The sequence below is a fragment of the Nocardioides oceani genome (assembly GCF_030412965.1).
Lineage (GTDB): Bacteria > Actinomycetota > Actinomycetes > Propionibacteriales > Nocardioidaceae > Nocardioides > Nocardioides oceani.
In genome coordinates, this window is sequence record NZ_JAUHJQ010000004.1 from 55,383 (window position 1) to 77,808 (window position 22,426).

Consider the following 22,426-nt stretch of genomic DNA (forward strand, 5'->3'; position numbering starts at 1 on the left):
ACCTCCGGACCGTGAGCGCAGAGAGCACCGAACGTCCCGGACAGGGGACCGACGTCCCCGCGGACATCGACCTGCACACCACGGCCGGGAAGCTGGCCGACCTCGACCGCCGGCTTGAGGAGGCGGTGCACGCCGGCTCCGCGAAGGCGGTCGAGAAGCAGCACGCCAAGGGCCGCAAGACGGCACGCGAGCGGATCGAGATGCTCTTCGACGAGGGCTCCTTCGTCGAGCTCGACGAGCTCGCCCGCCACCGCAGCACCGCGTTCGGGCTGGAGAAGAACCGCCCGTACGGCGACGGCGTGATCACCGGCTACGGCACGATCGACGGCCGCCAGGTCTGCGTGTTCTCCCAGGACTTCACGGTCTTCGGCGGCTCCCTCGGCGAGGTCTACGGCGAGAAGATCACCAAGGTGATGGACCTCGCCATGAAGACCGGCTGCCCGATCATCGGCATCAACGAGGGCGCCGGCGCCCGCATCCAGGAGGGCGTCGTCTCGCTCGGCCTGTACGGCGAGATCTTCAAGCGCAACGTGCACGCCTCGGGCGTCATCCCGCAGATCTCGATGATCATGGGCAACTGCGCCGGCGGGCACGTCTACTCCCCCGCCGTCACCGACTTCACGATCATGGTCGACCAGACCTCGGCGATGTTCATCACCGGCCCGGACGTCATCAAGACCGTCACCGGCGAGGACGTCTCCATGGAGGACCTCGGCGGCGCGCGGACGCACAACACCAAGTCCGGCAACGCCCACTACATGGCCTCCGACGAGGAGGACGCGATCGAGTACGTCAAGGCGCTGCTCTCGTTCCTCCCGCAGAACAACCTCGACGAGCCGCCGGCCTACGACGAGGTCGCGGACCTCGAGGTCACCGACTCCGACCGGGCGCTCGACACGATCATCCCGGACTCCCCGAACCAGCCCTACGACATGCACGACGTCATCAAGGCCGTCGTCGACGACGAGGACTTCGTCGAGGTCATGGAGCTGTTCGCGCCGAACCTCATCATCGGCTACGGCCGGGTCGAGGGCCGCCCCGTCGGCGTCGTCGCCAACCAGCCGATGCAGTTCGCCGGCACCCTCGACATCGACGCCTCGGAGAAGGCCGCCCGCTTCGTGCGGACCTGCGACGCCTTCAACATCCCCGTGCTGACCTTCGTCGACGTCCCCGGCTTCCTCCCCGGCACCGACCAGGAGTGGAACGGCATCATCCGCCGCGGCGCGAAGCTGATCTACGCCTACGCCGAGGCCACCGTCCCGCTGGTCACAGTCATCACCCGCAAGGCCTACGGCGGCGCGTACGACGTCATGGGCTCCAAGCACCTCGGCGCCGACATCAACGTCGCGTGGCCGACCGCCCAGATCGCGGTCATGGGTGCCCAGGGCGCCGCCAACATCGTGCACCGCAAGACGCTCGCCCAGGTCGAGGCCGAGGGCGGCGACGTCGAGGCCCGCCGCGCCGAGCTCATCGACGAGTACGAGACCACGCTGGCCAACCCCTACATCGCCGCCGAGCGCGGGTACGTCGACGCGGTCATCCAGCCGCACGAGACCCGCTCCGAGGTCGTCCGGGCGCTGCGGCTGCTGCGGTCCAAGCGGGCCAGCCTGCCGCCGAAGAAGCACGGGAACATCCCGCTCTGATGGCCGCCGACGAGCAGACCCCCGACGCCGCCCCGGAGCAGGAGCCGGCCCGGCCCCTGCTGCGGGTCGTCAGCCCGGACGCGACGCCCGAGGAGGTCGCGGCGCTCGTCGCCGTGCTCTCCTCGATGGGCGGGGCCGAGGCGCCCGCGCCGAAGCCGCGGCCGGAGTGGGGCGCGCCCCACCGGTCGGTGCGCCGCACGCTGCCCCACGGCCCCGGCGGCTGGCGGTCCAGCGCCCTGCCCCGCTGACCTGGCCACGCCGACCTGGCCACGCTGACTGACGCACCTCCTCGAGCCGGCACGCGGACCCGGCGATTCGGCTGCGCCCGCCGCGTACCTCCGCCAGAATCCTTGAGCGGAAGTTGAGGTTCGCGGCGCCCGTCCTTGAGGTCCGGCTCCCAGACTCGGTCACGACAAGTCGACCGGGTCGGTGGACCGCAGGAGCGGCACCGCACCAGTGATGGGACAGCGCGTGAACGCCAACGAGATGGGGCACGACGGGGCGGGGCTCACCACGAGCGCCGCTCCCGGGTTCGACGACCCCCGGTACGTGCGGATGCCCGACCCCGCGCTGCAGGCGTACGCCGAGGAGTTCCTCGACGCCGTCGACGACCTGCCCACGCTGCGTGCGACCGTCGGCTGCATCATCCCGGCGTACAACGAGGCCGAGACGATCGCCGGCGTGCTGGACTCGCTGCTCCAGCAGACCCGACTGCCCGATGTCATCCACCTCGTCGTCAACAACACCAGCGACGACTCGGTGGAGATCGCGAGCCACTACGCCGGCCCGCACACCCGGATGACGCCGACCGGCGAGCAGACCACGGTCGTCTACGTCCACGACATCGGCAAGAACCCCGACAAGAAGGTCGGGGCGCTCAACTACGGCTACTCGCTCGTCGAGCACATGGACTACCTGCTCGGCGTCGACGGCGACACCACGCCGGAGCCGGACGCGATCCAGCACCTGGTCGACGAGATCACCAGCGACGACCGGATCGGCGGCATCTCCGCGATCTACTCGATCGACGACTCCGCGCTCGACGGGCTGATCCCGAAGTTCCTCATCGCCGGCCAGCGCGCGCAGTTCTCCGCGTTCAACATGCAGAACCTGCTCAAGGGCCGCAACATGGCGGTCCTCGGCGGGCAGTTCTCCATCTTCTCCACCCAGGCCCTGCGCGACGTCATGCGCGACAGCCACCAGCGCACGCCGTGGGTGAGCGACTCCGAGGTCGAGGACTCGCTGCTCTCCCTGCAGATCAAGTCCGCCGGCTACCTGACCAAGATCTCCGCCCGTGCCCGCGCGCACGTCGGCGGCATGACCACCCTGCGCTCGCTCGACGCGCAGCAGGTCAAGTGGAACTTCGGCGCCATCGACCTGATGTGGCCCGGCCAGCGTGGCGACACCAAGGGCCAGCCGTTCCACCCCAACCTCCGGCTGCGGTGGTTCGAGCACCTCTCGATGGTGCTCAACATGACCACGCGCATCATGTTCCTGGTGCTCCTCATCGGGGCGCTCACCATCGAGGCGTTCGTCTTCCAGGCCTGGTGGCTGATCCCGCCGCTCGCCGCGGTGTGGCTGAACTTCCGGGTCGCCCACTCGATGGAGTTCGCCAACAGGCGCGACTACCTGTTCGTGCTGCTGGTCTTCCCCTCCGAGCTCTACATGTTCATCCGGATGGGCCACTTCGTGCGCGCATGGCTGAAGTTCTTCAGCCGCCAGCAGACCGACAACTGGGCCGCCCAGGCCAAGGCCGAGCGCGGCAAGGGCATCGCCTGGACCTACCCGTTCCTCGCCCTCGGCGTCTTCTTCGCCGCCGCCTGGGCCGTCTGGCTGCAGGTCCCGATCCAGGTCACCTCGGACCTCCTGGAGATCGGCTGGCCGATCCTCGGTGTCATCACCGTCCTCCAGACCGTCTGGATGGTCATCAAGGCCTCGAAGCGCTACCGGGGCTTCAAGGCATGACCAGCAGCGCCGTCCGCACCACCACTGCTCGGGAGAACACCACCATGTCCGTGCCCGCCGCCCGGCCCTCGCGTCGGCCCTCGCGTCGGCCCTCGCGTCGGCCCTCGCGTCGGCTCCGCACGCTCACCGCGTCGCTGGCGCTCGTCCTGGCCGGCTCGCTGTCCGGCTGCTCGCTGCTCGACGAGATCGGCGGCCCGGACGCCGTCGAGGCGGAGAAGCCGACCGCCGCGGCGACGGAGGCGGCGTACAACTCCCAGTTCACCCGGGACGGCACCTTCCAGTCGCACGTCAAGATCGACGGCATGGACTTCGTCTACACGCTGTGGCCGACCAAGTCGACGCCGCGGACGAACGAGTGGTACCCGAAGGGCAACAAGTTCTTCTCCTTCACCTTCCAGGTCTACGACCTGAACCAGAAGCTCCGCGACCCCTTCCGCACCAAGCGGAAGGCCTACCTCGGCAACATCAAGGTCACCTCGCGGACCATCACCACCGAGGGCGGCCGGACCCAGCACCCCTACAAGCTGGACGCCGAGGCCTGGCGGATCACCTTCGACCCCGAGGCTGTGAAGCACCCGGTCCACGGCATGCTGATCACCTCCCCGAAGGGCTCCTTCGAGATCCGCAACCAGAAGATCGGGCCGGTCTCCGACGACACCCGCGGCATCGAGCTGACCTTCATCGCCGACGTCCACTTCGAGAGCTCCCCCGGCTCCGGCAGGTTCATCGCCGAGAAGGTGAAGCAGACCGTCCCGATCGCGATCTTCGAGTCCGACACCCCGACCCAGGTCGCCAAGATCCCGATCAACGCCAACTGACCTCGGCGCGACTCTGCGCCGCCTCGACCCGCCTCGACCTGCTCGGCGGGCCGGCGCGGCCCGGGACGTCGTGCGCCCGGCGCCAGGGGTGGCTCCGTCCGCATGACGTCCGGGCCCTTCGCCCTGGCTCGGCGGTCTCGGGCCGGAGCTCAGCCCACCGGGTCTCGACATCGTCGGCGCTGGCGCGCCTCATGCTCGACCACGGGGCTCGGTGGGGGTCAGGCGGTCTCGGCGAGGCGGTAGCCGACGCCGCGGACGGTCTCGATGAAGCGCGGGACGGCACCGTCGTCGCCGAGCTTGCGGCGCAGGTTGGCGATGTGGACCTCGACCGAGCGCTTGTCGGCCTCGTTGACGAAGTACGAGGTGACGTACTGCTGACCGCGCATCGTCAGGACCAGGTCGGCCTTGCTGCGCACGCGGCGGCCGGTCGTGAGCAGCGAGGCGAGCAGGTCGAACTCGGTGCGGTTCAGGTCGACCGCTCCCCCGCCGACGGTGACCACCCGGCTCTCGTGGTTGAGCGCGAGCCCGTTGAAGCGCACCCACCCACCGTCGGCCGCGGGACCCGCCGGAGCAGCGGCGGGCGCCGCGTGGGCCGGAGCGGCCGGAGTCGCCGGAGCGGCGGGAGGGACGTAGGCGGGCTGCTGCTGCTGGTACGCCGGCTCGGCCGGCGGGGCGTAGGGCTGCTGCGCGGGCTGCTGCGGAGGTTGCTGCGGAGGCTGGTAGGCCGGCGGCTGCTGGACCGGCGGCGGCTCGTAGGCGGCGGGCGCCTGGTGCTGCGGCTCGTACGCCGGCTGGTACGGCTGCTGGTACGGCTGCTGGTACGGCTGCTGGTAGGGCTGGGTCGGCTGCGGCGCCGGCGGGGGCGGCTGCACCTGCGGCTGGTAGGTCGGCTGCGGCGGCGGCGCGACCGGCTCGGGCTGCTGGGGCGGAGCGGGCTGGGCGGGCTCGTCGACGCGGACGGCGCGGAGGCCACCGCTGCCCTGGGTGAGGTCGCGCGCGGCGGCCGCGGCCCACGACTCCTCCTTGGGCGGGGTCGCGACGGGCGGGAGACCGGACGCGCCGGGCGCCTCGCCCTCCTCGGCCCAGCCGACCGGCTGCTCCGAGCGCGACCGCGGCCGGCGGAGCATCGAGTCGGCCCGGGCGCGCAGCTCGCGCGGACGGAACGGCTTGACGAGGTAGTCGTCGGCGCCGGCCTCGAAGCCCTGGACGACGTCGATCTCGTCGGCCAGCGCGGTGATCATGATCAGGTAGGTGTTGCTGAACTCCCGCAGGCGCCGGGCGACGGCGAAGCCGTCCATGCCGGGCATGTTCACGTCGAGGGTCGTGATGAGCGGGTTGTGCGCCCGCACCGCCTCGACGCCGGAGGGACCGTCAGGGGCGACGACCGTGGAGAACCCCGACTGCGTGAGCACGATGTCGATGAGATCGCGGACGTCCGGGTCGTCCTCGATGATGACCGCGGTCCACGCATCCCCCTGCATGAGGTGAACCCTAACAACGGGCCGGCCAGTGCGAACGCCATCCGGTGCACCCGGGCACCGGAATCCGGACACTTGACCCGACGGGGGCTCGAGGGCGGGCGGGTTCCGGTGGAGACGGGTGGGGCCGGCTCAGGACCCCGCGCTGAGCTCCATCGCCCGCTGCGGCCAGAACTCGCCCGCCGGCGGCCCGCCGTTGCACTCGCCGTCGCTCTCGCCGGGCGGCTTGATCCACAGGTAGGCGTCGAGGCCGGTGCCGTCGTCGACGTACCCGGGCTCCTGCCCCAGCGCCTGGCCCGGCGGGTTGCACCACTCCTCGAGCGAGCCGACGCCGTTGCGCCCGCTGTCGACGACGTAGTGCGCGCCGCCGACGAGCTCGCTGAGCCGCTCGGCCCAGACGACCTCGTCCCGGTCGGTCTGGTAGTTCGACACGTTCGTCGCGAACCCCCGCACCCGCTCGACGCCGACCTCCCGCAGCAGCGCGGCCACCTGCTTGGCGGGCACCCAGCCGGAGTGGCCGCCGTCGACGTACGTCGTCACGCCGGCGTCCGCGAGCACGCCGACCGCCTGCGAGAGCAGGTCCACGCGCTCCTCCCTGCGGTCGCACTCGACCGCGGAGGCCAGCGCGTCGGGCTCGAGCACGACCGCCGCCGCGTAGGTCGTCGCGGCCGCGGCGATCTCCTCCACCCACGGGACGTAGGTGGAGGCGTCCAGGCCGCCGCTGGAGAAGCCGCCGCTGCAGTCGCGGTCCGGGATGCCGTAGACGACGAGCAGCGGCACCCGGCCGGCCTCGTCTGCGGCGGTCACGATGCCGGCGACGTACCCCCCGACCTCGCCGAGCGGCCGCTCCTCCGGCGTCAGCCAGATGCCCTGCGGGACCGCCGCGAGCTCGGCGAAGACCGCGGCCTCCTCGCTCCGGCCGTCGGCCTCGGCCTGCTCGGCGGCCTGGGCGGTGCGGGAGCTCGGGTCGACGTACTGCGGCTGCTCGGCGAACCGGTTGCGCTCCTGCGGGCCGAGCTCCCAGGGTCCGAGGTGCTGGGCACGGGCCACGAGGACACCGGCGACCAGGGCCGCGACGAGCGCGACGGCCACGACGAGCAGGACCCGCGGGAGGCGGGACGGGGCATCGGAGGGCACGCGGTCATTGTGCCGACCACCCGGTGCGCGATGCTGGGGCGGTGCCGACGTTCGTCCTCGCCTCCGCCTCCCCCGCCCGCCTGGCCACGCTGCGCAACGCAGGCCTCGACCCCGTCGTGGTCGTCTCCGGCGTCGACGAGTCCCAGGTGGTCGGCGTCCCGCCCGCCGAGCTCGCGCTGGAGCTGGCCCGGCTCAAGTGCGACGCGGTCGTCGGGCGGCCCGAGGTGCCGGACGGCGCCCTGGTGCTCGGCTGCGACTCGGTGCTCGAGCTCGACGGCGAGGCCCTCGGCAAGCCGGCCGACGCCGCGGAGGCGGTGGCCCGCTGGGGCGCGATGCGCGGCCGGTCGGGCGTCCTGCGGACCGGTCACGCCCTGCGCGACACCGCCAGCGGCCGGGTGGTCGCCGCGACGGGGTCCACGACCGTCCACTTCGCCGACGTCGGCGAGGAGGAGGTCGCGGCGTACGTCGCGACCGGCGAGCCGCTCCACGTGGCCGGCGCCTTCACCGTCGACGGCCTGGGCGGCGCGTTCGTGACCGGGATCGAGGGCGACCACCACAACGTGGTCGGCGTCAGCCTTCCACTGCTCCGGACCCTGGTGAACGGCCTGGGCCACTCGTGGACGGGTCTCTGGGCTCGCTGACCGGACCGCCCGGCAGGGCCGTGCCGTCGGGGTCGGTCATCTCACCGAGGTGGTCGGGCTCGGCCGGCAGCATCGGCTCGGCCGGGTCGTACATCTCGGTGAGGTGGATCGGCCGGCGGAAAATGAACCGGCGGAACAGGTAGAACCGCGACGCCAGGCCGAGCACCAGCCCGATGACGTTCGCCGCGACGTTGTCGGAGATCGGGTCGTCCAGGCCCAGCACGTCGCGGCTGATCGTCAGGCACGCGATGGGGATGAGCATGGTGACCGCGTTGATCGCGACGAACGCGGTCAGCCCGCCGTCGGCCTGCCGCGGGGGCCGGTCGCGGAAGGCCCAGGTCCGGCTGCCGCGGTAGCTGACGAACATGCCGACCGTGTTCGCGATGACGTAGGCCAGGACCGGCTGGTCCGGCAGCAGCGCGTGGTCCCCGGTGTTGAAGCCGTGCACCAGCACGTTGAAGATGATGAGCGCGACGACCGTGGCGACACCGCCGACGGCGATGAACCGGCCGGCCTCACCGAGGAAGCGGCGGTTCGACATGGGCTCAGGCTAACGAACGAGCACCCCGGGGCGTGCCTCGGCGCCGCGTGCCGCCCGGCGCCGGCTCGGAGCACCCTCCGCAGGGGGTGGCGTCAGGCGGTCGTCCCCGGCTCGAGACGGCTGCCGGCCGGCAGCTCGACACCGTCGCCGACGACGCTGTGCCGCCCGACGATCGTCACCGCGTCCGGGTCGTCGAACGCCGCCGCGTCCGGGTCGCCGAGCCGCGCGCCGGCCCCGACCTCGCAGCCGGTGTCGACGATCGAGCGGTGCACGGCCGCCCCGCGGCGTACGACGGTGTCGGAGAAGACCACGCTGTCGACGACGACGGCGCCCTCCTCGACGACGACCCCCGGACCGAGCACGCTGCGGACGACCTCGCCGGCCACCCGGCAGCCGGGGCTGAGCATGCTGTCGACCACCGCGGCGCCCTCGAGCACGCGGGCCGGCTGGCGCTGCGGCTGGCGGGTGAGGATCGTCCAGCCCGGCACGCCGAGGACGTCGTGGTCGTCGGTGAGCAGCTCGCGGTGCGCGGTGAGGTACAGGTGCGGCTGGCCGAGGTCGCGCCAGTAGCCGGGCATCGGGTGCGCGACGACCTTGCCGCGCTCGACGAGCCGCGGGAGCAGGTGGTCGCCGAAGTCGCCGAGACCGGTGTCCCCGGGCTCGCTGTCGTCGGACAGCTCGCCGTGCAGCTCCTCGAGGACCCGCACCAGCACCTCGGGGTCGTAGACGAACACCTCGGTGGCGACGGTCCCGGTCGTGGGCTCCTCGGGCTTGTAGGCGAACCCGGTGACCAGCCCGTCGTCGTCGTGCTCGACCGTCGCGTGGTTCGAGGCCTCCTCGATCGGCACCTCGCTGGTGACGAGCGTGCACTCCGCGCCGCGCTCGTGGTGGGTGACGATCGCGTCGCGGTAGTCGAAGCGGTAGACGTGGTCGGCGCTCATCACCAGCACGACCTCGGGGTCGAAGGACTGGATCTCGGCGCGGATCCGGAAGAGCAGGTCGGCGTTGCCCTGCGCGAAGCCATCCTCGTCGAGGCTGCCGGTGCCCTCCTGGGGCATGAGCAGCCGCAGGCCGCCGGTGTTGCGGTCGAGGTCCCAGGGCCGGCCGTTGGCGACCTGCTCCTCCAGCGTGCCGCCCTGGAACTGCACCGAGAGCCACACGTCGGTGCAGCCGGAGTGGGTGAGGTTGGACAGCGGGAAGTCCAGCAGCTGGTAGACGCCGGCGAAGGGCAGCGCCGGCTTGGCGCGCTCCCGCGTCAGCACGTCCATGCGCCCGCCGGCGCCTCCGGCCTGGACGATCGCGAGCACGCGGTGAGCCACCATGCGCGCCATCGTGTCAGGCGGGCATGACGGGGCTCACTCGACCGCTCACTCGACCGGCAGCCCGAGCCCCCGCGCGATGAGCATCCGCTGGACCTCCGAGGTCCCCTCGCCGACCTCGAGCACCTTCGCGTCGCGGTAGAACCGCGCGACCGGGTACTCCTCCATGAAGCCGTAGCCGCCGAAGACCTGCGTGGCGATCCGGGTCGCGGTCACGGCCGACTCGGTGGAGTAGAGCTTGGCGACGGCCGCGGCCTGCTTGAACTCCCGGTACGGCGCACCCGCGTCCTTCATGGCGGCCGCGCGGTAGGTCAGCATCCGGCTCGCGTGGAGCATCACCTCGAGGTCGGCGACCTGGAAGGCCACGCCCTGCTTGCGGCCGATCGGCCCGCCGAACGTCTGCCGCTCGCCGGCGTAGGCGACCGACATGTCCAGGCACGCCTGGATGCAGCCGACGGAGAGCGCGGAGATCGCGACCCGGCCGTCGTCGAGGGTGGCGAGGAACTGAGCGTAGCCGCGACCGCGCTCGCCGAGGAGGTGGTCGGCCGGGACCCGGGCGTCCGCGAAGGACAGCGGGTGGGTGTCGGAGGCGTGCCAGCCGAGCTTGTCGTAGGCCTTCTCGGCGGTGAAGCCGGGCGTGCCGGCCGGCACCATGATCGCGGAGATCTCGGGCCGGCCGTCCTCGCGCGTGCCGGTCCGGGCGGTGACGGTCACCAGCGAGGTGATCGAGGACCCGGAGTTGGTGATGAACTGCTTGGCGCCGTCGACGACCCACTCGTCCCCGACCAGCTCGGCCCTCGTGCGGGTCGCCCCGGCGTCCGACCCCGCGCCCGGCTCGGTGAGGCCGAAGCCGGCGAGCTGCTCGCCGGCCACGAGCGCCGGGAGCCACTGCTGCTTCTGCGCGTCGGTGCCGTAGGTGAGGATCGGGTTGATGCCGAGGCCGACGCCGGCCTGCAGGGTGATCCCCATCGACTGGTCGACCCGGCCGATCTCCTCGATCGCCACGCAGAGGCTCGTGAAGTCCCCGTCGTCCCCGGCGCCGCCGTACTCCTCGGGCGAGGTGAGCCCGAACAGGCCCAGCGCCCCCATCTTCTGGACCACGTCGACGGGGAAGTGGTGCTCGCGGTCCCAGCGCGCCGCGTGCGGCGCGATCTCGGCCTCCGCGAACTCGCGGACGCTGCGACGGAACTCCTCGTGCTCACGGGACAGCTCGAACGTCATGCGCCGCATGCTAACCGCACAGGTTAATGCTTGTTAACCAGTAGGGTGCTGCCCGGTCCGCTTCGACCGACTCGCTCCCGAAAGGCCCCCGGTGGTCGACTTCCTCTCCGTGCTCGCGCGACGTTGGCGCATCGTGGTCGTGGCCGCGCTGCTGGGTGTCGCGGTCGCCACCGCGATCACCAGCCAGCTCACACCGTCCTACCGGGCCACGTCGCAGCTCTTCGTCGCGCTCGCCTCCGGCGACAGCGCCGCCGAGCAGGCGCAGGGCCAGCTGTTCGCGGCCAACCGGGTCAAGTCCTACCCCGACCTCGCCGAGAGCCCGCTCGTGCTCGACCCGGTCATCGCCGAGCTCGGGCTGGACACGACCGCGGAGGACCTGGCGGGCCAGGTCTCGGCCGAGGCCCCGGCCAACACCGTCCTGCTCGAGGTCTCCGTCGACGACCCCTCCCCCCAGCTCGCGGCCGACCTCGCCAACGCGGTGTCGCTGCAGCTGGGCAAGGCGATCGAGGACCTCGACAAGACCTCCCCGAGCGCAGAGTCGCCGGTCCGGGTCAGCCAGGTGCGCCCGGCGACGACGCCGGAGGACCCGCGCACCCCGATCCCGCTGCTCAACCTCGCGATCGGCCTGCTGGCCGGCCTCGGGCTCGGGCTGGCGGCAGCGTCGCTGCGCGACACGCTCGACAACTCCCTCAAGGACGACGGCGACGTGCAGGAGGCGGTCGGCCTCCCCGTCCTCGGGACCGTCCCGGTCAACGCCTCCATCGACCGCGCGCCGGTCATCGACCAGGGGACGCCGGACCCGGTCTGGGCGGAGTCGTACCGCAAGCTGCGCACCAACCTCAGCTACCTCGACCCTGACCACCCCCCGCGCACGCTGCTGGTCACCAGCGCGCTGCCCGGCGACGGCAAGACCGTCACCGCCGCCAACCTCGCCGCCTCGCTCGCGCAGGGCGGCCAGACCGTGTGCCTGGTCGAGGCCGACCTGCGCCGCCCGTCGGTCGCGCGGATGCTCGGCCTGGTCCCCGACGTCGGCGTGACGACCGTCGTCGCCGGCAAGGCCACCCGCGCCGAGGTCACCCAGCGCGCGTCCGGGATGGACGTCATCACCAGCGGCCCGGTCCCGCCGAACCCCAGCGAGCTGCTCGGCTCCCAGGCGTTCCGCTCCTTCGTCGAGGAGCTGCTCGGGGAGTACGACGTGGTCGTGGTCGACACCCCGCCCCTGATCGCCGTCACCGACGCCGCCGTGGCGGCCGTGGCCGCGGACGCGGTGATCGTCGTGGCCCGCGCGCGCAAGACCTCCCGCCCCGACCTGCGCAAGGCGATCGAGGGCCTGCGCAACGTCGACGCGCACGTGGTCGGCGTCGTGCTCAACCAGGTGGCCCTGTCCTCGGGGTCCTACTACCAGTACCAGTACGAGTCGCGGCCCGGCGGCGGACGGCGCAACCGGAAGAAGTGATGAGCCGGTCCGGGCCGGGCGCCCCGGTCGTCGTCAACGGGTCCTTCTGGCCCCAGCCGGTGACCGGCCAGCAGCGCTACGCCCGCGAGATCGGCTCCCGCCTGGAGGCGGGCGGCCTGAGCCTGCTGCGACCCCCGCCGGCGTGGTCCGGCAGCGCCGCCCGCACCTGGGCCTGGTCCCAGGGACCGCTCCCGGCGCGGACCCGGGGCAGCGTGCTGGTCTCGCTCACCTCGCGGGCACCCGTCGCCCACCGCCGCCACGTCGTCACCGTCCACGACCTCTTCCCGGTCACCCACCCCGAGTGGTACTCCCGGAGGTACGCCGCGTTCCACGCCCCCCTGCTGCGCCGGCTGCTCCGCACCGCCGCCGCGGTGGTGACGGTCAGCGCGCCGGTGCGCGACCAGGTCCGCGCGCTCGGGCTGGCCCCGGAGCGCACCCCGGTCGTGGTCGCGCCCAACGCGGCCGGCGCCGCCTTCGCCGGGGACGCGCCGACGTCGGCGACGGAGCTGCCGTTCGTGCCGGCGGGGGCCGACGGCTTCCTGCTCGCGGTCGGCACGCTCGAGCCGCGCAAGAACCTGCCCCGGCTCGTGCGGGCCCACCAGCGCCTCGACGACGACGTACGCCGCCGGCACCCGCTGGTGCTGGTGGGTGCGTCCGCGTCCATCTACGCCGAGCTCGACCTGCCCCGCGACGACCGGGTCGTGCTCGCGGGGTTCGTGACCGACGCCCAGCTCGCCGCGGCCTACCGCCGGGCGACCGCGGTCGTGGCCCCCAGCCTCGACGAGGGCTTCGGCCTGCCGCTGGTCGAGGCGGTGCGCAGCGGGGCCGTCCTGCTCGCCTCCGACATCCCGGTCTTCCGGTGGGTGGCCGGCGACGCGGCGACGTACGTCGACCCGCTGGACGAGGCCGACATCGCCCGGGGGCTGCTGGCCGCCGTGGAGGGTCGCGTGCGCCCCGGCCCGCTCCCCCGCACCTACGACTGGGAGACCAGCGCCGCGACCGTCCTCGACGTGGCGGGCTCCCTGGCCTGAGCCGGGCTCAGACGACCTCGTCGACCCAGGCGTGGACGGCCGCGCGGAAGGACGCCGGCGAGAACCGGTCGGCCTGGGCGCGGCAGTCCGCCGCCGACAGGCCCGTGACCGTGCGGACGCACTCGGCCCAAGCCGCCGGGTCGGAGGTGTCGGGCAGGAGCGCCCCGGTCACCCCGTGGACGACGGTCTCGGCCGTGCCGGCGGCGTCGAGGGCGAGCACCGGCGTGCCGGCCGCCATCGCCTCGACCGGGACCAGCCCGAAGTCCTCGAGCGCGGGGTAGACCAGCGCGGTCGCGTCGGCCAGCAGCTGGGCCACCTCGGCGTCCGACAGCCCGGTGCGGAAGGTCACCGGCACACGCGCCCGCTCGGCCCGGGCGCGCAGCTCGGCCTCGAGCGGGCCACCGCCGACGAGCACCAGCGGAAGGCCGGCGGCGTCGGCGACGTCGATGACGAAGTCGAGCCGCTTGTAGGGGATGAACCGGCTGAGGCCCAGCAGGAACGGCTCGCCGCCACGGGCCTCGAGGCCGGCGAAGCGAGCCAGGTCGACGGGCGGGTGGATGACGGTCGCCTCGCGGTCCCACACCTCGCGGATCCGGTCCCGGGTGGCGGCCGAGTTGGCGGCGTACGACGCCACCCGCCGCGCGGCGCGCCGGTCCATGCGTCGTACGTGGGCGGCGACGGCGCGGGCCGGGCCACGGGAGGCGCGGTCGTCGACCTCGGGGAACCAGGCGTAGCGGGCCGGGGTGTGCACGTAGGAGACGTGCGGGACGTCGGACCACACGGCGGTCCAGTGGCTGGCGAGGTGGTGGCTGGCCACGACCAGGTCGGCGCTGCGGTCGAGCGTGCGGGCGAAGACCGGCCACGCCGCGACGTTCATGGCCGCAGCGACCTGGCGGTGCTGCATCAGCCGCTCGGGCCGACGGAACGCCGCCGAGACCCGAGTCGCGTCGATGCCCGGCGCGCCGGCCGCGAAGACCACCGGGGAGAACACGCGCGCCTCGGGGAACGCCTCGGCCAGGTGCTCCACGACCCGCTCCGACCCGCCGACCGGCGAGAGCCACTCGGCGGTGATGACCGTCCGGCGGCCGCTCACGCGGCGACCACCGGCGTCGGGCGCGGGCGGCGCAGCGGTGCGAGGACCGTGAGCACGACGGCGTACGCGATGGAGGCGACTGCCACGCACCAGGCGACGTTCGCGACGGTGTCGAAGGGCGCGAAGACCCAGACGAACGCCAGCGCCGTGAGGGTCGCGGTGAGCCGGGCGGCGCCGATCTCGAGCGAGCGGCGGTCGGCGCGGAGGTCGGCCGCCGGCAGCATCGCCGCCATCACCGCCGAGTGGTTCGTGGCGAACCCCGCCACCGCGAGCCAGGTCAGCCCGCCGAAGCCCGGCAGGAGCAGCGGGTAGAGCGGGGTGCGGGTGAGCGCGAGGATCGCGAAGCAGACCGCGAAGACGGCCCCGATCGCGACGGTGAAGAGCAGCCGCGCCCGCGGGCTGAGCGCACCGGTGGAGCGGGCGGAGTAGACGATGCGCCGCCCGGCGATCCCGAGGACCGTCACGGGGCCCAGGATGGTCAGCGCCATCCGGGCCGCGGAGGCGTCGCCGACGCCGCCCTGGCTGCGCGCGAGCGCCAGCGCGAGGACCAGCGGCACGCCCGCGAGCGCCGCGTCGAGCAGCAACGGCGCCGACTCGCGCCGGTCGGCCCACACGACCGCCAGCCCGGCCAGCGGCCGCCCGGTGCCGGGCCGCCGGTCCTGCGCCACGAACGCGGTCCAGGCCAGGAGGCCCACACCCCACCAGGCGAGCACCAGCAGGTGACCGGGGACGTCGAGCGCCCAGGCCCCGACCGTGGCCGCCACCTGGCCGACCAGCACGCCGACGTCGCGCTTGAGGAACCACGAGGCCCGGTCGAAGCCCTCGACGATCCGCAGGTAGTCCCACACCGCCCAGGCCAGGACCGCGACCGCGCACAGCGCGAGCTCCCAGCTGCCCAGCCAGGCACCGACCACGGCCTGCACGGCGGCGATGGCGGCGCCGAGCGCCCAGGAGGAGGAGCGCCCCTCGGCGCGGCTGCGGACCCCGATGACGACCCGCTCGGAGCCGATCGCCTGGCCCAGGCCGACCACGAACATGGTGCTGGTGATCCAGACCGAGTAGTCGTCGAAGAACGCGCGGGGCAGCAGGATCGCGAACAGGCCGAGCTGCACGACCGTCGAGAGCGAGCTGACCGCCTGCATGAGCACCACGCCGCCGGAGCGGCGCGCGCCGGACCGGGCCGGGGCTCCCTCGGAACCCTCCCCGGGGGGCTCGCCGGGTGGTAGCGTGCCGCGGCCCGCCCCACCGTCCGGCTGCTTGGCCGTCACCTCGTCAGTCACGCCTCCCTAACGTCCTTCCCCGTCCCTCGTCACGCCCCTGTCGTGAGGTCCGATGCCGCCGATCCGCGCCCGCCTGGTCCGTGCCAAGGGCCGGGTCGTCCGCGCGCTGGACCGCGTGGTGCCGGCGGCCGCCACGGCGGTGGTGCACTCCTCCCCCGACCTGGACGACAGTGTGGTCGCCCTGCTCCGCGAGGCGCCCGCCGACGTGCCGGTGACCGTGCTGTGCCGGGACCCGCGGGCGGTCGCGCGCCGTGCCGACGCCCTCGGTCTCCCGCGGCCGCGGGCGGTCCCGCACCAGTCCGCCCGCGGGTGGTGGGCCTACCTGCGCTCGACGGTCGCCGTCTCGACCCACGGGCTGCACGGCTGCCTGCCGCGTCCGGGCCGCAAGTCGACCGTCGGGCTGTGGCACGGCGAGCTCGGGAAGGCGATCGGCGCCTTCGCCGGCGAGGGGCCGCGGCACTTCGACTGGGTGCCCGTCTCCAGCCCGCTCTCGCGGTCGCTGCGCTCCGCGGAGTTCGTGCTCGACCCGGCACTGATCCACGTCGTCGGCTCGCCCCGGCAGCGGCTGCTCGCGCCCGGCCCGGACCGGGCGGCTGCTCCCCTGCCGCCGGGTCGCCACGTCGTGTGGGTGCCGACGTACCGCACCTCGGTGACCGGCGCGATCCGCACCGACGGCGACCCCGAGGCGCTGCGCTCGGAGCTGCCGCTGGACGACCCGCGCCTGGACGCCCTCCTGACCCGGCACGACGCGACGCTGTGGTTCCGCCCGCACCCCGCCGCCGACCAGGCGCTGCCGCCGACCGGCCCCCGCGTGCGGCGGGCGACCAACGCCGACCTCGCCGACCTCGGGCTCACCTTCTACGAGCTGCTCGGCCGGGCGGACTGCTTCGTCACCGACTACTCCTCGGTGTGGGTCGACTTCCTGCTGCTCGACCGCCCGATGGTCGCGTTCTGCCCCGACCTGGCCGCGTTCCGCTCCGGCCGGGGGCTCGCGGTCGAGCCGCACGAGGCGTGGTTCCCCGGGCCGGTGGTGACGACCGCGGCGGCGCTGCTCGACCGGCTCGACGCCGCCCTGGCCGACCCGCGGACCGGTGCCGAGGTCCGCGAGCATCGCCGGGCCGTGCTGCACACGGCGACGGCCGACCCCGTGGCGGCGGTCTGGGACCGGGTGCGCTCGGAGGTCGGCCGGTGACGCCGTACGGCGTGCTCGTCGTGGTCGCGCTGCTCCTCGCGCTGGCCCGCTGGCGGACGAGGATCCCGTGGCTGCTCGCGCTCTGCCTCGGGGCCCCCGCCTCCGCGGTCGTCGTCGTGGGCGGCCAGTCGGTGGCGGCCTTCCAGGTCGTGCTCCTCGCCGCGACGCCGCTCGCGCTGTGGACGTGGTTCCGCGGCAAGCAGGAGCCGTTCTCGTGGCCGGGCGCCGGCCTGCTGGTCGTCTTCGTCGCCTGGTGCACCTTCATCACGGTGGCGGGGCCGGTCTTCTTCGACGGCACCGACGTGCTGCTGCCCGACGGCGGCATCGACGAGCAGGTCGCCGACCCGACCCCGCTGGAGTTCGGCGTCTCCAACCTCGCCCAGGTCGTCTACCTCGGCCTCTCGGCGCTGCTCATCTGCCTGTTCGCCGGCTACCGCCGGCTCTCCCCGCACCTGCTCGCCCCCGGCCTGGGCGTCGCGATGCTGCTCAGCCTCTGGCGGCTGGGCTCGGAGCAGGGGCCGCTGCCGTTCCCGACGACGTTCTTCGACAACTCGATCGGCATCGACTACATCGACGGCGCCGCGGGCGGCGGCTACCGCCTGCGCGGGGTGTTCCCCGAGCCGTCGACCCTCGCGCTCTACTCCCTCGGCACGCTCGCCTACGCCCTCGCGATGGTGCCGCGCACCCGCGGCTGGACCCGGATCGGCTACCTCGCCCTGGCCGCCGCGGCCGGCACGAACCTCTTCTGGGCCCGCTCGGGCACCGCGCTCGTCGCGGGGGGCACCGTCCTCGCGCTGGCCCTCGTCGTCGCCCTGGTCCGCGCGGTGCGGCACGGCATCGCGGTCATGCCAGTCGCCTTCGCCACCTGCGTCGCCGCCGCGGTCGCGCTGGCCGCCTCCGGCCGACTCCTGGCGTACGCCGGCGACCTGGTCGGCGAGAAGGTCGTCTCCTCCAGCTACTCCAACCGGACCGGCGCCGACGTCTTCTCCCTCGGGCTGTTCCTCGACAGCGGCGGGCTCGGCCTCGGACTGGGCAGCAACCGCCCCTCCAGCCTGTGGCCGATGCTGCTCTCCTGCACCGGCCTGGTCGGCACGCTGCTCTACGCCGCCCTGGTCCTCACCCTCGTCGTCCGCACCGCCCGGCTGGGCCCCTGGCGCCCGGTCGTGTGGGCGCTCGTCGCCGTGACGGTCACCAAGAGCGTCGCGGGGTCCACGCTGTCGGACCCGCTGATGATGCTGTCGCTCGGGCTGTGCGCCCACGCGGTCGCCCGCGCCCGGGACGATGCCCGTGACGATGCCCGTGACGATGCGCGGGACGGCGACGGGGAGGCCGGTGCCGCGGAGGCGCCGGAACCGGTCGGGGTCAGCGCGCCCCGCGCTGGGTGACGAGCACGGCGGCGGTCCGCAGCAGGACCCGCGCGTCGAGCAGCGGCGACCAGGAGCGGACGTACTCGTCGTCGAGCGCCAGGCCCTCCGTCGGGCTCAGGTCGCTGCGACCGCTGACCTGCCACAGGCCCGTGACGCCGGGTCGGGCCAGGAGCCGGCGCCAGGTGGTGTCGTCGTACGTCGCGACCTCCTGCGGCGTCTGCGGGCGGGGCCCGACCAGCGCCATGTCACCGCGCACGACGTTCCACAGCTGCGGGAGCTCGTCGATCGAGAGCCGCCGCAGCCACCGGCCGACGGCGGTCACCCGCGGGTCGTGGTCGAGCTTGACGAACGGCGTGACCGTGCGGCCCTGGAGCGCCAGGAGCGCCAGGAGCTCGTGGTCGGCGCCGGCGCGCATGGTGCGGAACTTGAGGATCGTGAAGTGTCGGCCGAAGCGGCCGACGCGGGTCTGGCGGTAGACGACCGGTCCCCTGCTCGTCAGCCCCACCAGCAGCGCGACGGCGAGCAGCACCGGCGCGCCGAGGACGAGGAGCAGCAGCGCGAGCACGCGCTGCAGGGCGTACGTCGCGTGCTCGGCGACCTCCCGGCCCAGCGGGCCCGGGGGCACCGCGCCGATGGTCACGGGAGCAGCCCGCCGCCGGTGACCGGCGTGCCGTTCTTCGGGCCGCCCAGCACGCCGCCGAGGACGCCACCGACTGCACCGGTGGCTCCGCCGACGACCTGGTCGACGGTCTCGACGACGTCGCCGACGACCTCACCGACGGGGCCGGAGCTGCCACCGGGCAGCGGCGGCGTGGTGACCTCGACGGGTCCGGTGACCGGGGTCTGCACGCCGACGGTGACCGAGCCGTCGGGGTTCTGCGAGGCGCCCGCGTCGACGATGGGGGTGGGTGCCGGGCCGGGTGTCGACGGCGTCGAGGGGACCGACGGCGTCGCCGGGGTGGTGGGCGTCGTGGGGGTGTTGGGTCCGGTCGGGGTGGACGGCTCTCCCGGGGTCGACGGCCCACCGCTCGGAGGCGCACCCCCGCCGGGCTGCTGGCCCGGTGCGCCGGAACCGGTGGACGGGCCCGCGGCGGTCCCGCCCGGCGCGACGGGGAAGAGCGCGTCGAGCCGCGCGGCCCGCGCGGCAGCGGCCGCCTCGCCCGACCCGCCGGTGGTGCCGGCGGTCGCGGCGTCGGAGACCCGCACCGGCATCAGCACCGACCCGGGGAGCGCGGCGTTGCCCACCGCGACCCGGTCGCCGTCGCGGGAGGGGACGGCGTACGGCCCGACGAGCATCACGCCGGCCGCGGCGGCGCCGATGATGCCGGCGCCGGCGGTCGCGACGACCGGGCGGAGCCGGCGCGCGGCGGCCTGGCCGGCGGCGCCGCGGCTGCGCTGCACCGGGAGCCGGCGGGGCTCGGGCCGCGTGCGGAGGTACGCCGCGGCGTGCTCGCCGAGGACGGCCTCCGCGAGGGTCTCGCGCAGCGACAGCTCGAGGAGGAACACGTCGCGGACCAGCGCCATGCAGTCGTCGCAGTGCCGGCCGTGCTCGCGCAGGCCGCGGCGGCTGGAGCGGTCCAGCCGGACCGGCGAGCCGTGCTGCAGGGCCAGGAGCAGCTCCTGGCAGGCCACTCCCGTGCCGGCGGTGTGGCGGGCGGCGGTGGCCTGGCGCAGCGCGATCCGCGCGGAGGCGACGGCCCGCGCGACCTCGGGCTCGCCCAGGCCGAGGTGGGCGCCGATCTCGTCGGCCGTCTCCCCCTCGACGGCGTGGTGCCACAGCACGATCTGCCAGGCGTCGGCGAGGTCGCGGTAGGCCGACCAGATCGCGTCGCGGTGGTCGGCGACCCCGAGGGCGAGGGTCGTGCCCGCGACCTCCGCCAGCCAGGCGGTGCGCACGGGCAGGCCCAGGTGCTCTCCGCGCGAGAGGCGCTCGCGCACGGCGTCGTACGACCGGTCGTAGACCTCCGGGCCGAGGTCGTCGGCGAGCTCGCGCACCGCCGGGCCGTGCCGACCGAGCAGCTCCTCGGCGGCGTACGCCTCGCCGGCGCGTGCCCGGTGGGTCAGGGCCACGTCGCTGGCGTCGTGCACGGACTCGTGCGCGAACCCCCGGCCCGCCCCGCGGATCCGGTCCTGCACCGGACGGATCTCGACCTCGGTCACCTGTGCCCCCTTGTTCACCCGTGTCACCTGTGTCGTGCGCGTGCTCGACGGGAGCGCGACGGCGCGCGTCCCGGATGGGGTGTCAACGACGCCCCGGCCGGTGGGTTACTGCGGAGTCGGTCACACCGCGCGCGCTGGTCTGGACCGCGGGCGGCGCCGGGCGGCGCGTCTCGCGGCTGAGACCACCCCGGACCCGCTGGACCGGGGGCGATAACCTGCCCGCCGGGTCGTCCGACCCGTCCACGAACGAGCCACCCTCGAGAGCCCAGGAGTGCCTACGGTGCCGGAGACCAAGCCCCTCACGAAGGTCCTCATCGCCAACCGCGGCGAGATCGCGGTGCGGGTCATCCGCGCCTGCAAGGACGCGGGCATCGGCAGCGTCGCGGTGTACGCCGAGCCCGACCGTGACGCCATGCACGTCCGGCTGGCCGACGAGGCCCACTCCCTCGGCGGCGCGACCCCGGCCGACTCCTACCTCGACATCGCCAAGATCATCGCCGTCGCCGAGAAGTCCGGCGCGGACTCGGTCCACCCCGGCTACGGCTTCCTCGCCGAGAACGCCGACTTCGCCCAGGCCGTCATCGACGCCGGGCTGACCTGGATCGGTCCCCCGCCGGCCGCGATCGAGGCGCTCGGCGACAAGGCCAAGGCCAAGCACATCGCCGACAAGGCGAACGCCCCGCTCGCGCCGGGCACCAAGGACCCGGTCGCCGACGCCGACGAGGTCGTGGCTTTCGCGAAGGAGCACGGCCTCCCCGTCGCCATCAAGGCGGTCTTCGGCGGCGGCGGCCGCGGCCTCAAGGTCGCCCGCACGATCGAGGAGATCCCCGACGCCTACGAGTCGGCGGTCCGCGAGGCCGTCACCGCCTTCGGCCGCGGCGAGTGCCTCGTCGAGAAGTTCCTCGACAAGCCGCGCCACGTCGAGACCCAGTGCCTGGCCGACCAGCACGGCAACGTCGTCGTCGTCTCCACCCGCGACTGCTCGCTGCAGCGCCGCAACCAGAAGCTCGTCGAGGAGGCCCCGGCCCCGTTCCTCTCCGAGGAGCAGCTGAGCGAGCTCTACGAGTCCTCCAAGCGGATCCTCCAGGAGGCCGGCTACTACGGCGCCGGCACGTGCGAGTTCCTGGTCGCCCAGGACGGCACGATCTCCTTCCTCGAGGTCAACACCCGCCTCCAGGTCGAGCACTGCGTCTCCGAGGAGGTCACCGGCATCGACCTGGTCCGCGAGATGTTCCGCATCGCGGCCGGCGAGGAGCTCGGGTACGGCGACCCGGAGATCCGCGGCCACTCCATCGAGTTCCGCATCAACGCCGAGGACGGCGGCCGCAACTTCATGCCGGCGCCGGGCACCCTGTCGGCGTGGAGCCCGCCGAGCGGCCCGGGCGTGCGCCTCGACGGCGGCTACGAGAACGGCGAGACGATCCCCGGCTCGTTCGACTCCCTCATCGCCAAGCTGATCGTCACCGGCCGCGACCGCACCCAGGCGCTGGAGCGCTCGCGCCGCGCGCTGGACGAGTTCGTCGTCGACGGCATGCCGACGGTCATCCCGTTCCACCGCGCGGTCGTCTCCGACCCGGCGTACGTCGGCGCCTCGACCCCCTCGGGCGAGGGCTCCTTCGACGTCTACACGCAGTGGATCGAGACCGAGTTCGACAACCAGATCGAGCCGTACGCCGGTGACGTGGCCGAGGCCGACGAGGCCGAGGAGCGGCAGAGCGTCGTCGTCGAGGTCGGCGGCAAGCGCCTCGAGGTCGTCCTCCCGGCCGGTCTCGGCGGCATCTCCGCCGGCGGCGGCGCCGCGGCTGCGAAGAAGCCCAAGCGCAAGAAGGGCGGCGGCTCGGGTGCCGCGGCCAGCGGCGACTCGGTCACCAGCCCCATGCAGGGCACCGTCGTCAAGGTCGTCGTGGAGGAGGGCCAGGAGGTCGCCGAGGGCGACACCGTGGTCGTCATCGAGGCGATGAAGATGGAGCAGCCGCTCAAGGCCCACAAGGCCGGCACCGTCACCGGCCTGCAGGCCGAGGTCGGCGCGACCGTCACCAACGGCGCGGTCATCTGCGAGATCAAGGACTGAGGCAACCTCCTCC

The 22,426-nt window shown here is 73.8% G+C and carries 19 protein-coding genes; 10 read left to right on the forward strand and 9 right to left on the reverse strand.

What is annotated here, in order from left to right; all coding sequences use genetic code 11:
* Positions 1-11: 11 nt before the first annotated feature.
* From QWY28_RS11615 to QWY28_RS11630, 4 genes are all read left to right on the forward strand, one after another.
* Positions 12-1,643 carry an acyl-CoA carboxylase subunit beta gene (locus QWY28_RS11615; RefSeq protein ID WP_300952717.1) on the forward strand — a complete coding sequence of 544 codons (1,632 nt, stop codon included), beginning with the start codon at positions 12-14 and terminating at the stop codon, positions 1,641-1,643.
* On the forward strand, positions 1,643-1,891 hold the full coding sequence (locus QWY28_RS11620; RefSeq protein ID WP_300952718.1) for an acyl-CoA carboxylase subunit epsilon: 249 nt from the start codon (positions 1,643-1,645) through the stop codon (positions 1,889-1,891). Before QWY28_RS11615 ends, QWY28_RS11620 begins: the two co-directional genes overlap by 1 nt.
* 223 nt (positions 1,892-2,114) lie before the next feature.
* A complete protein-coding gene (locus tag QWY28_RS11625; protein WP_300952719.1) occupies positions 2,115-3,608 on the forward strand; it encodes a glycosyltransferase family 2 protein in 1,494 nt (497 codons plus the stop codon).
* Positions 3,605-4,426, forward strand: a complete 822-nt coding sequence (locus tag QWY28_RS11630; RefSeq protein ID WP_300952720.1) for a hypothetical protein — start codon at positions 3,605-3,607, stop codon at positions 4,424-4,426. Before QWY28_RS11625 ends, QWY28_RS11630 begins: the two co-directional genes overlap by 4 nt.
* A gap of 218 nt (positions 4,427-4,644) precedes the next feature.
* Here the strand turns inward: QWY28_RS11630 and QWY28_RS11635 are convergent, their stop codons facing one another.
* Positions 4,645-5,907, reverse strand: a complete 1,263-nt coding sequence (locus QWY28_RS11635; RefSeq protein WP_300952721.1) for a winged helix-turn-helix transcriptional regulator — start codon at positions 5,905-5,907, stop codon at positions 4,645-4,647.
* Positions 5,908-6,036: 129 nt separating this feature from the next.
* Positions 6,037-7,041, reverse strand: a complete 1,005-nt coding sequence (locus QWY28_RS11640; RefSeq protein ID WP_300952722.1) for a glycoside hydrolase family 6 protein — start codon at positions 7,039-7,041, stop codon at positions 6,037-6,039.
* Positions 7,042-7,082: 41 nt separating this feature from the next.
* Between QWY28_RS11640 and QWY28_RS11645 the strand changes: the two genes are divergently transcribed.
* Complete coding sequence (locus QWY28_RS11645; RefSeq protein ID WP_300952723.1) at positions 7,083-7,682, forward strand: Maf family protein; 600 nt, start codon at positions 7,083-7,085, stop codon at positions 7,680-7,682.
* Here QWY28_RS11645 and QWY28_RS11650 read toward each other — a convergent pair.
* The 3 genes from QWY28_RS11650 to QWY28_RS11660 all read right to left on the reverse strand — a co-directional run bounded on the left by QWY28_RS11650 (position 7,612) and on the right by QWY28_RS11660 (position 10,763).
* Positions 7,612-8,223, reverse strand: coding sequence for a GtrA family protein (locus tag QWY28_RS11650; protein WP_300952724.1), 612 nt, complete (start codon positions 8,221-8,223; stop codon positions 7,612-7,614). The two genes, QWY28_RS11645 and QWY28_RS11650, sit on opposite strands and share 71 nt — an antisense overlap.
* A 92-nt stretch (positions 8,224-8,315) precedes the next feature.
* Positions 8,316-9,545 (reverse strand): glucose-1-phosphate adenylyltransferase family protein, encoded by a 1,230-nt coding sequence (locus QWY28_RS11655; RefSeq protein ID WP_300952725.1) that lies wholly within the window; start codon positions 9,543-9,545, stop codon positions 8,316-8,318.
* Positions 9,546-9,590: 45 nt separating this feature from the next.
* Complete coding sequence (locus tag QWY28_RS11660) at positions 9,591-10,763, reverse strand: acyl-CoA dehydrogenase family protein (RefSeq protein WP_300952726.1); 1,173 nt, start codon at positions 10,761-10,763, stop codon at positions 9,591-9,593.
* A 91-nt stretch (positions 10,764-10,854) separates the two neighbouring features.
* Between QWY28_RS11660 and QWY28_RS11665 the strand changes: the two genes are divergently transcribed.
* Positions 10,855-12,219 carry a tyrosine-protein kinase domain-containing protein gene (locus QWY28_RS11665; RefSeq protein WP_300952727.1) on the forward strand — a complete coding sequence of 455 codons (1,365 nt, stop codon included), beginning with the start codon at positions 10,855-10,857 and terminating at the stop codon, positions 12,217-12,219.
* Entirely contained in the window at positions 12,219-13,250 is a 1,032-nt protein-coding gene (locus tag QWY28_RS11670) for a glycosyltransferase family 4 protein (protein ID WP_300952728.1), read from the forward strand. Before QWY28_RS11665 ends, QWY28_RS11670 begins: the two co-directional genes overlap by 1 nt.
* Before the next feature lie 7 nt (positions 13,251-13,257).
* Here the strand turns inward: QWY28_RS11670 and QWY28_RS11675 are convergent, their stop codons facing one another.
* Together QWY28_RS11675 and QWY28_RS11680 are read right to left on the reverse strand one after the other, a co-directional pair.
* Positions 13,258-14,343 carry a glycosyltransferase gene (locus QWY28_RS11675; RefSeq protein WP_300952729.1) on the reverse strand — a complete coding sequence of 362 codons (1,086 nt, stop codon included), beginning with the start codon at positions 14,341-14,343 and terminating at the stop codon, positions 13,258-13,260.
* The gene (locus QWY28_RS11680) at positions 14,340-15,623 is read right to left on the reverse strand and encodes a hypothetical protein (RefSeq protein ID WP_300952730.1); all 1,284 of its coding nucleotides are present in this window, start codon (positions 15,621-15,623) and stop codon (positions 14,340-14,342) included. Before QWY28_RS11680 ends, QWY28_RS11675 begins: the two co-directional genes overlap by 4 nt.
* 52 nt (positions 15,624-15,675) lie before the next feature.
* Between QWY28_RS11680 and QWY28_RS11685 the strand changes: the two genes are divergently transcribed.
* Entirely contained in the window at positions 15,676-16,815 is a 1,140-nt protein-coding gene (locus QWY28_RS11685; RefSeq protein WP_300952731.1) for a CDP-glycerol glycerophosphotransferase family protein, read from the forward strand.
* Positions 16,812-18,200: a hypothetical protein gene (locus tag QWY28_RS11690; protein ID WP_300952733.1), complete on the forward strand. Its 1,389-nt coding sequence runs from the start codon at positions 16,812-16,814 to the stop codon at positions 18,198-18,200. Before QWY28_RS11685 ends, QWY28_RS11690 begins: the two co-directional genes overlap by 4 nt.
* Here QWY28_RS11690 and QWY28_RS11695 read toward each other — a convergent pair.
* On the reverse strand, positions 18,178-18,822 hold the full coding sequence (locus QWY28_RS11695; RefSeq protein WP_300952734.1) for a sugar transferase: 645 nt from the start codon (positions 18,820-18,822) through the stop codon (positions 18,178-18,180). The two genes, QWY28_RS11690 and QWY28_RS11695, sit on opposite strands and share 23 nt — an antisense overlap.
* Positions 18,819-20,342: an RNA polymerase sigma factor gene (locus tag QWY28_RS11700; RefSeq protein ID WP_300952735.1), complete on the reverse strand. Its 1,524-nt coding sequence runs from the start codon at positions 20,340-20,342 to the stop codon at positions 18,819-18,821. The genes QWY28_RS11695 and QWY28_RS11700 overlap by 4 nt, the downstream gene beginning before the upstream one ends.
* 280 nt (positions 20,343-20,622) lie before the next feature.
* On the opposite strand from QWY28_RS11700, the gene QWY28_RS11705 reads away from it, so the two are divergent.
* A complete protein-coding gene (locus tag QWY28_RS11705; protein ID WP_300952736.1) occupies positions 20,623-22,413 on the forward strand; it encodes an acetyl/propionyl/methylcrotonyl-CoA carboxylase subunit alpha in 1,791 nt (596 codons plus the stop codon).
* Positions 22,414-22,426 lie beyond the last annotated feature (13 nt).

Coding starts and splice junctions, on each gene's coding strand:
- QWY28_RS11620 (WP_300952718.1), top strand. CDS start 1,643: ATGGCCGCCGACGAGCAGACCCCCGACGCCGCCCCGGAGCAGGAGCCG.
- QWY28_RS11630 (WP_300952720.1), top strand. CDS start 3,605: ATGACCAGCAGCGCCGTCCGCACCACCACTGCTCGGGAGAACACCACC.
- QWY28_RS11635 (WP_300952721.1), bottom strand. CDS start 5,907: ATGCAGGGGGATGCGTGGACCGCGGTCATCATCGAGGACGACCCGGAC.
- QWY28_RS11650 (WP_300952724.1), bottom strand. CDS start 8,223: ATGTCGAACCGCCGCTTCCTCGGTGAGGCCGGCCGGTTCATCGCCGTC.
- QWY28_RS11655 (WP_300952725.1), bottom strand. CDS start 9,545: ATGGTGGCTCACCGCGTGCTCGCGATCGTCCAGGCCGGAGGCGCCGGC.
- QWY28_RS11660 (WP_300952726.1), bottom strand. CDS start 10,763: ATGACGTTCGAGCTGTCCCGTGAGCACGAGGAGTTCCGTCGCAGCGTC.
- QWY28_RS11670 (WP_300952728.1), top strand. CDS start 12,219: ATGAGCCGGTCCGGGCCGGGCGCCCCGGTCGTCGTCAACGGGTCCTTC.
- QWY28_RS11685 (WP_300952731.1), top strand. CDS start 15,676: ATGCCGCCGATCCGCGCCCGCCTGGTCCGTGCCAAGGGCCGGGTCGTC.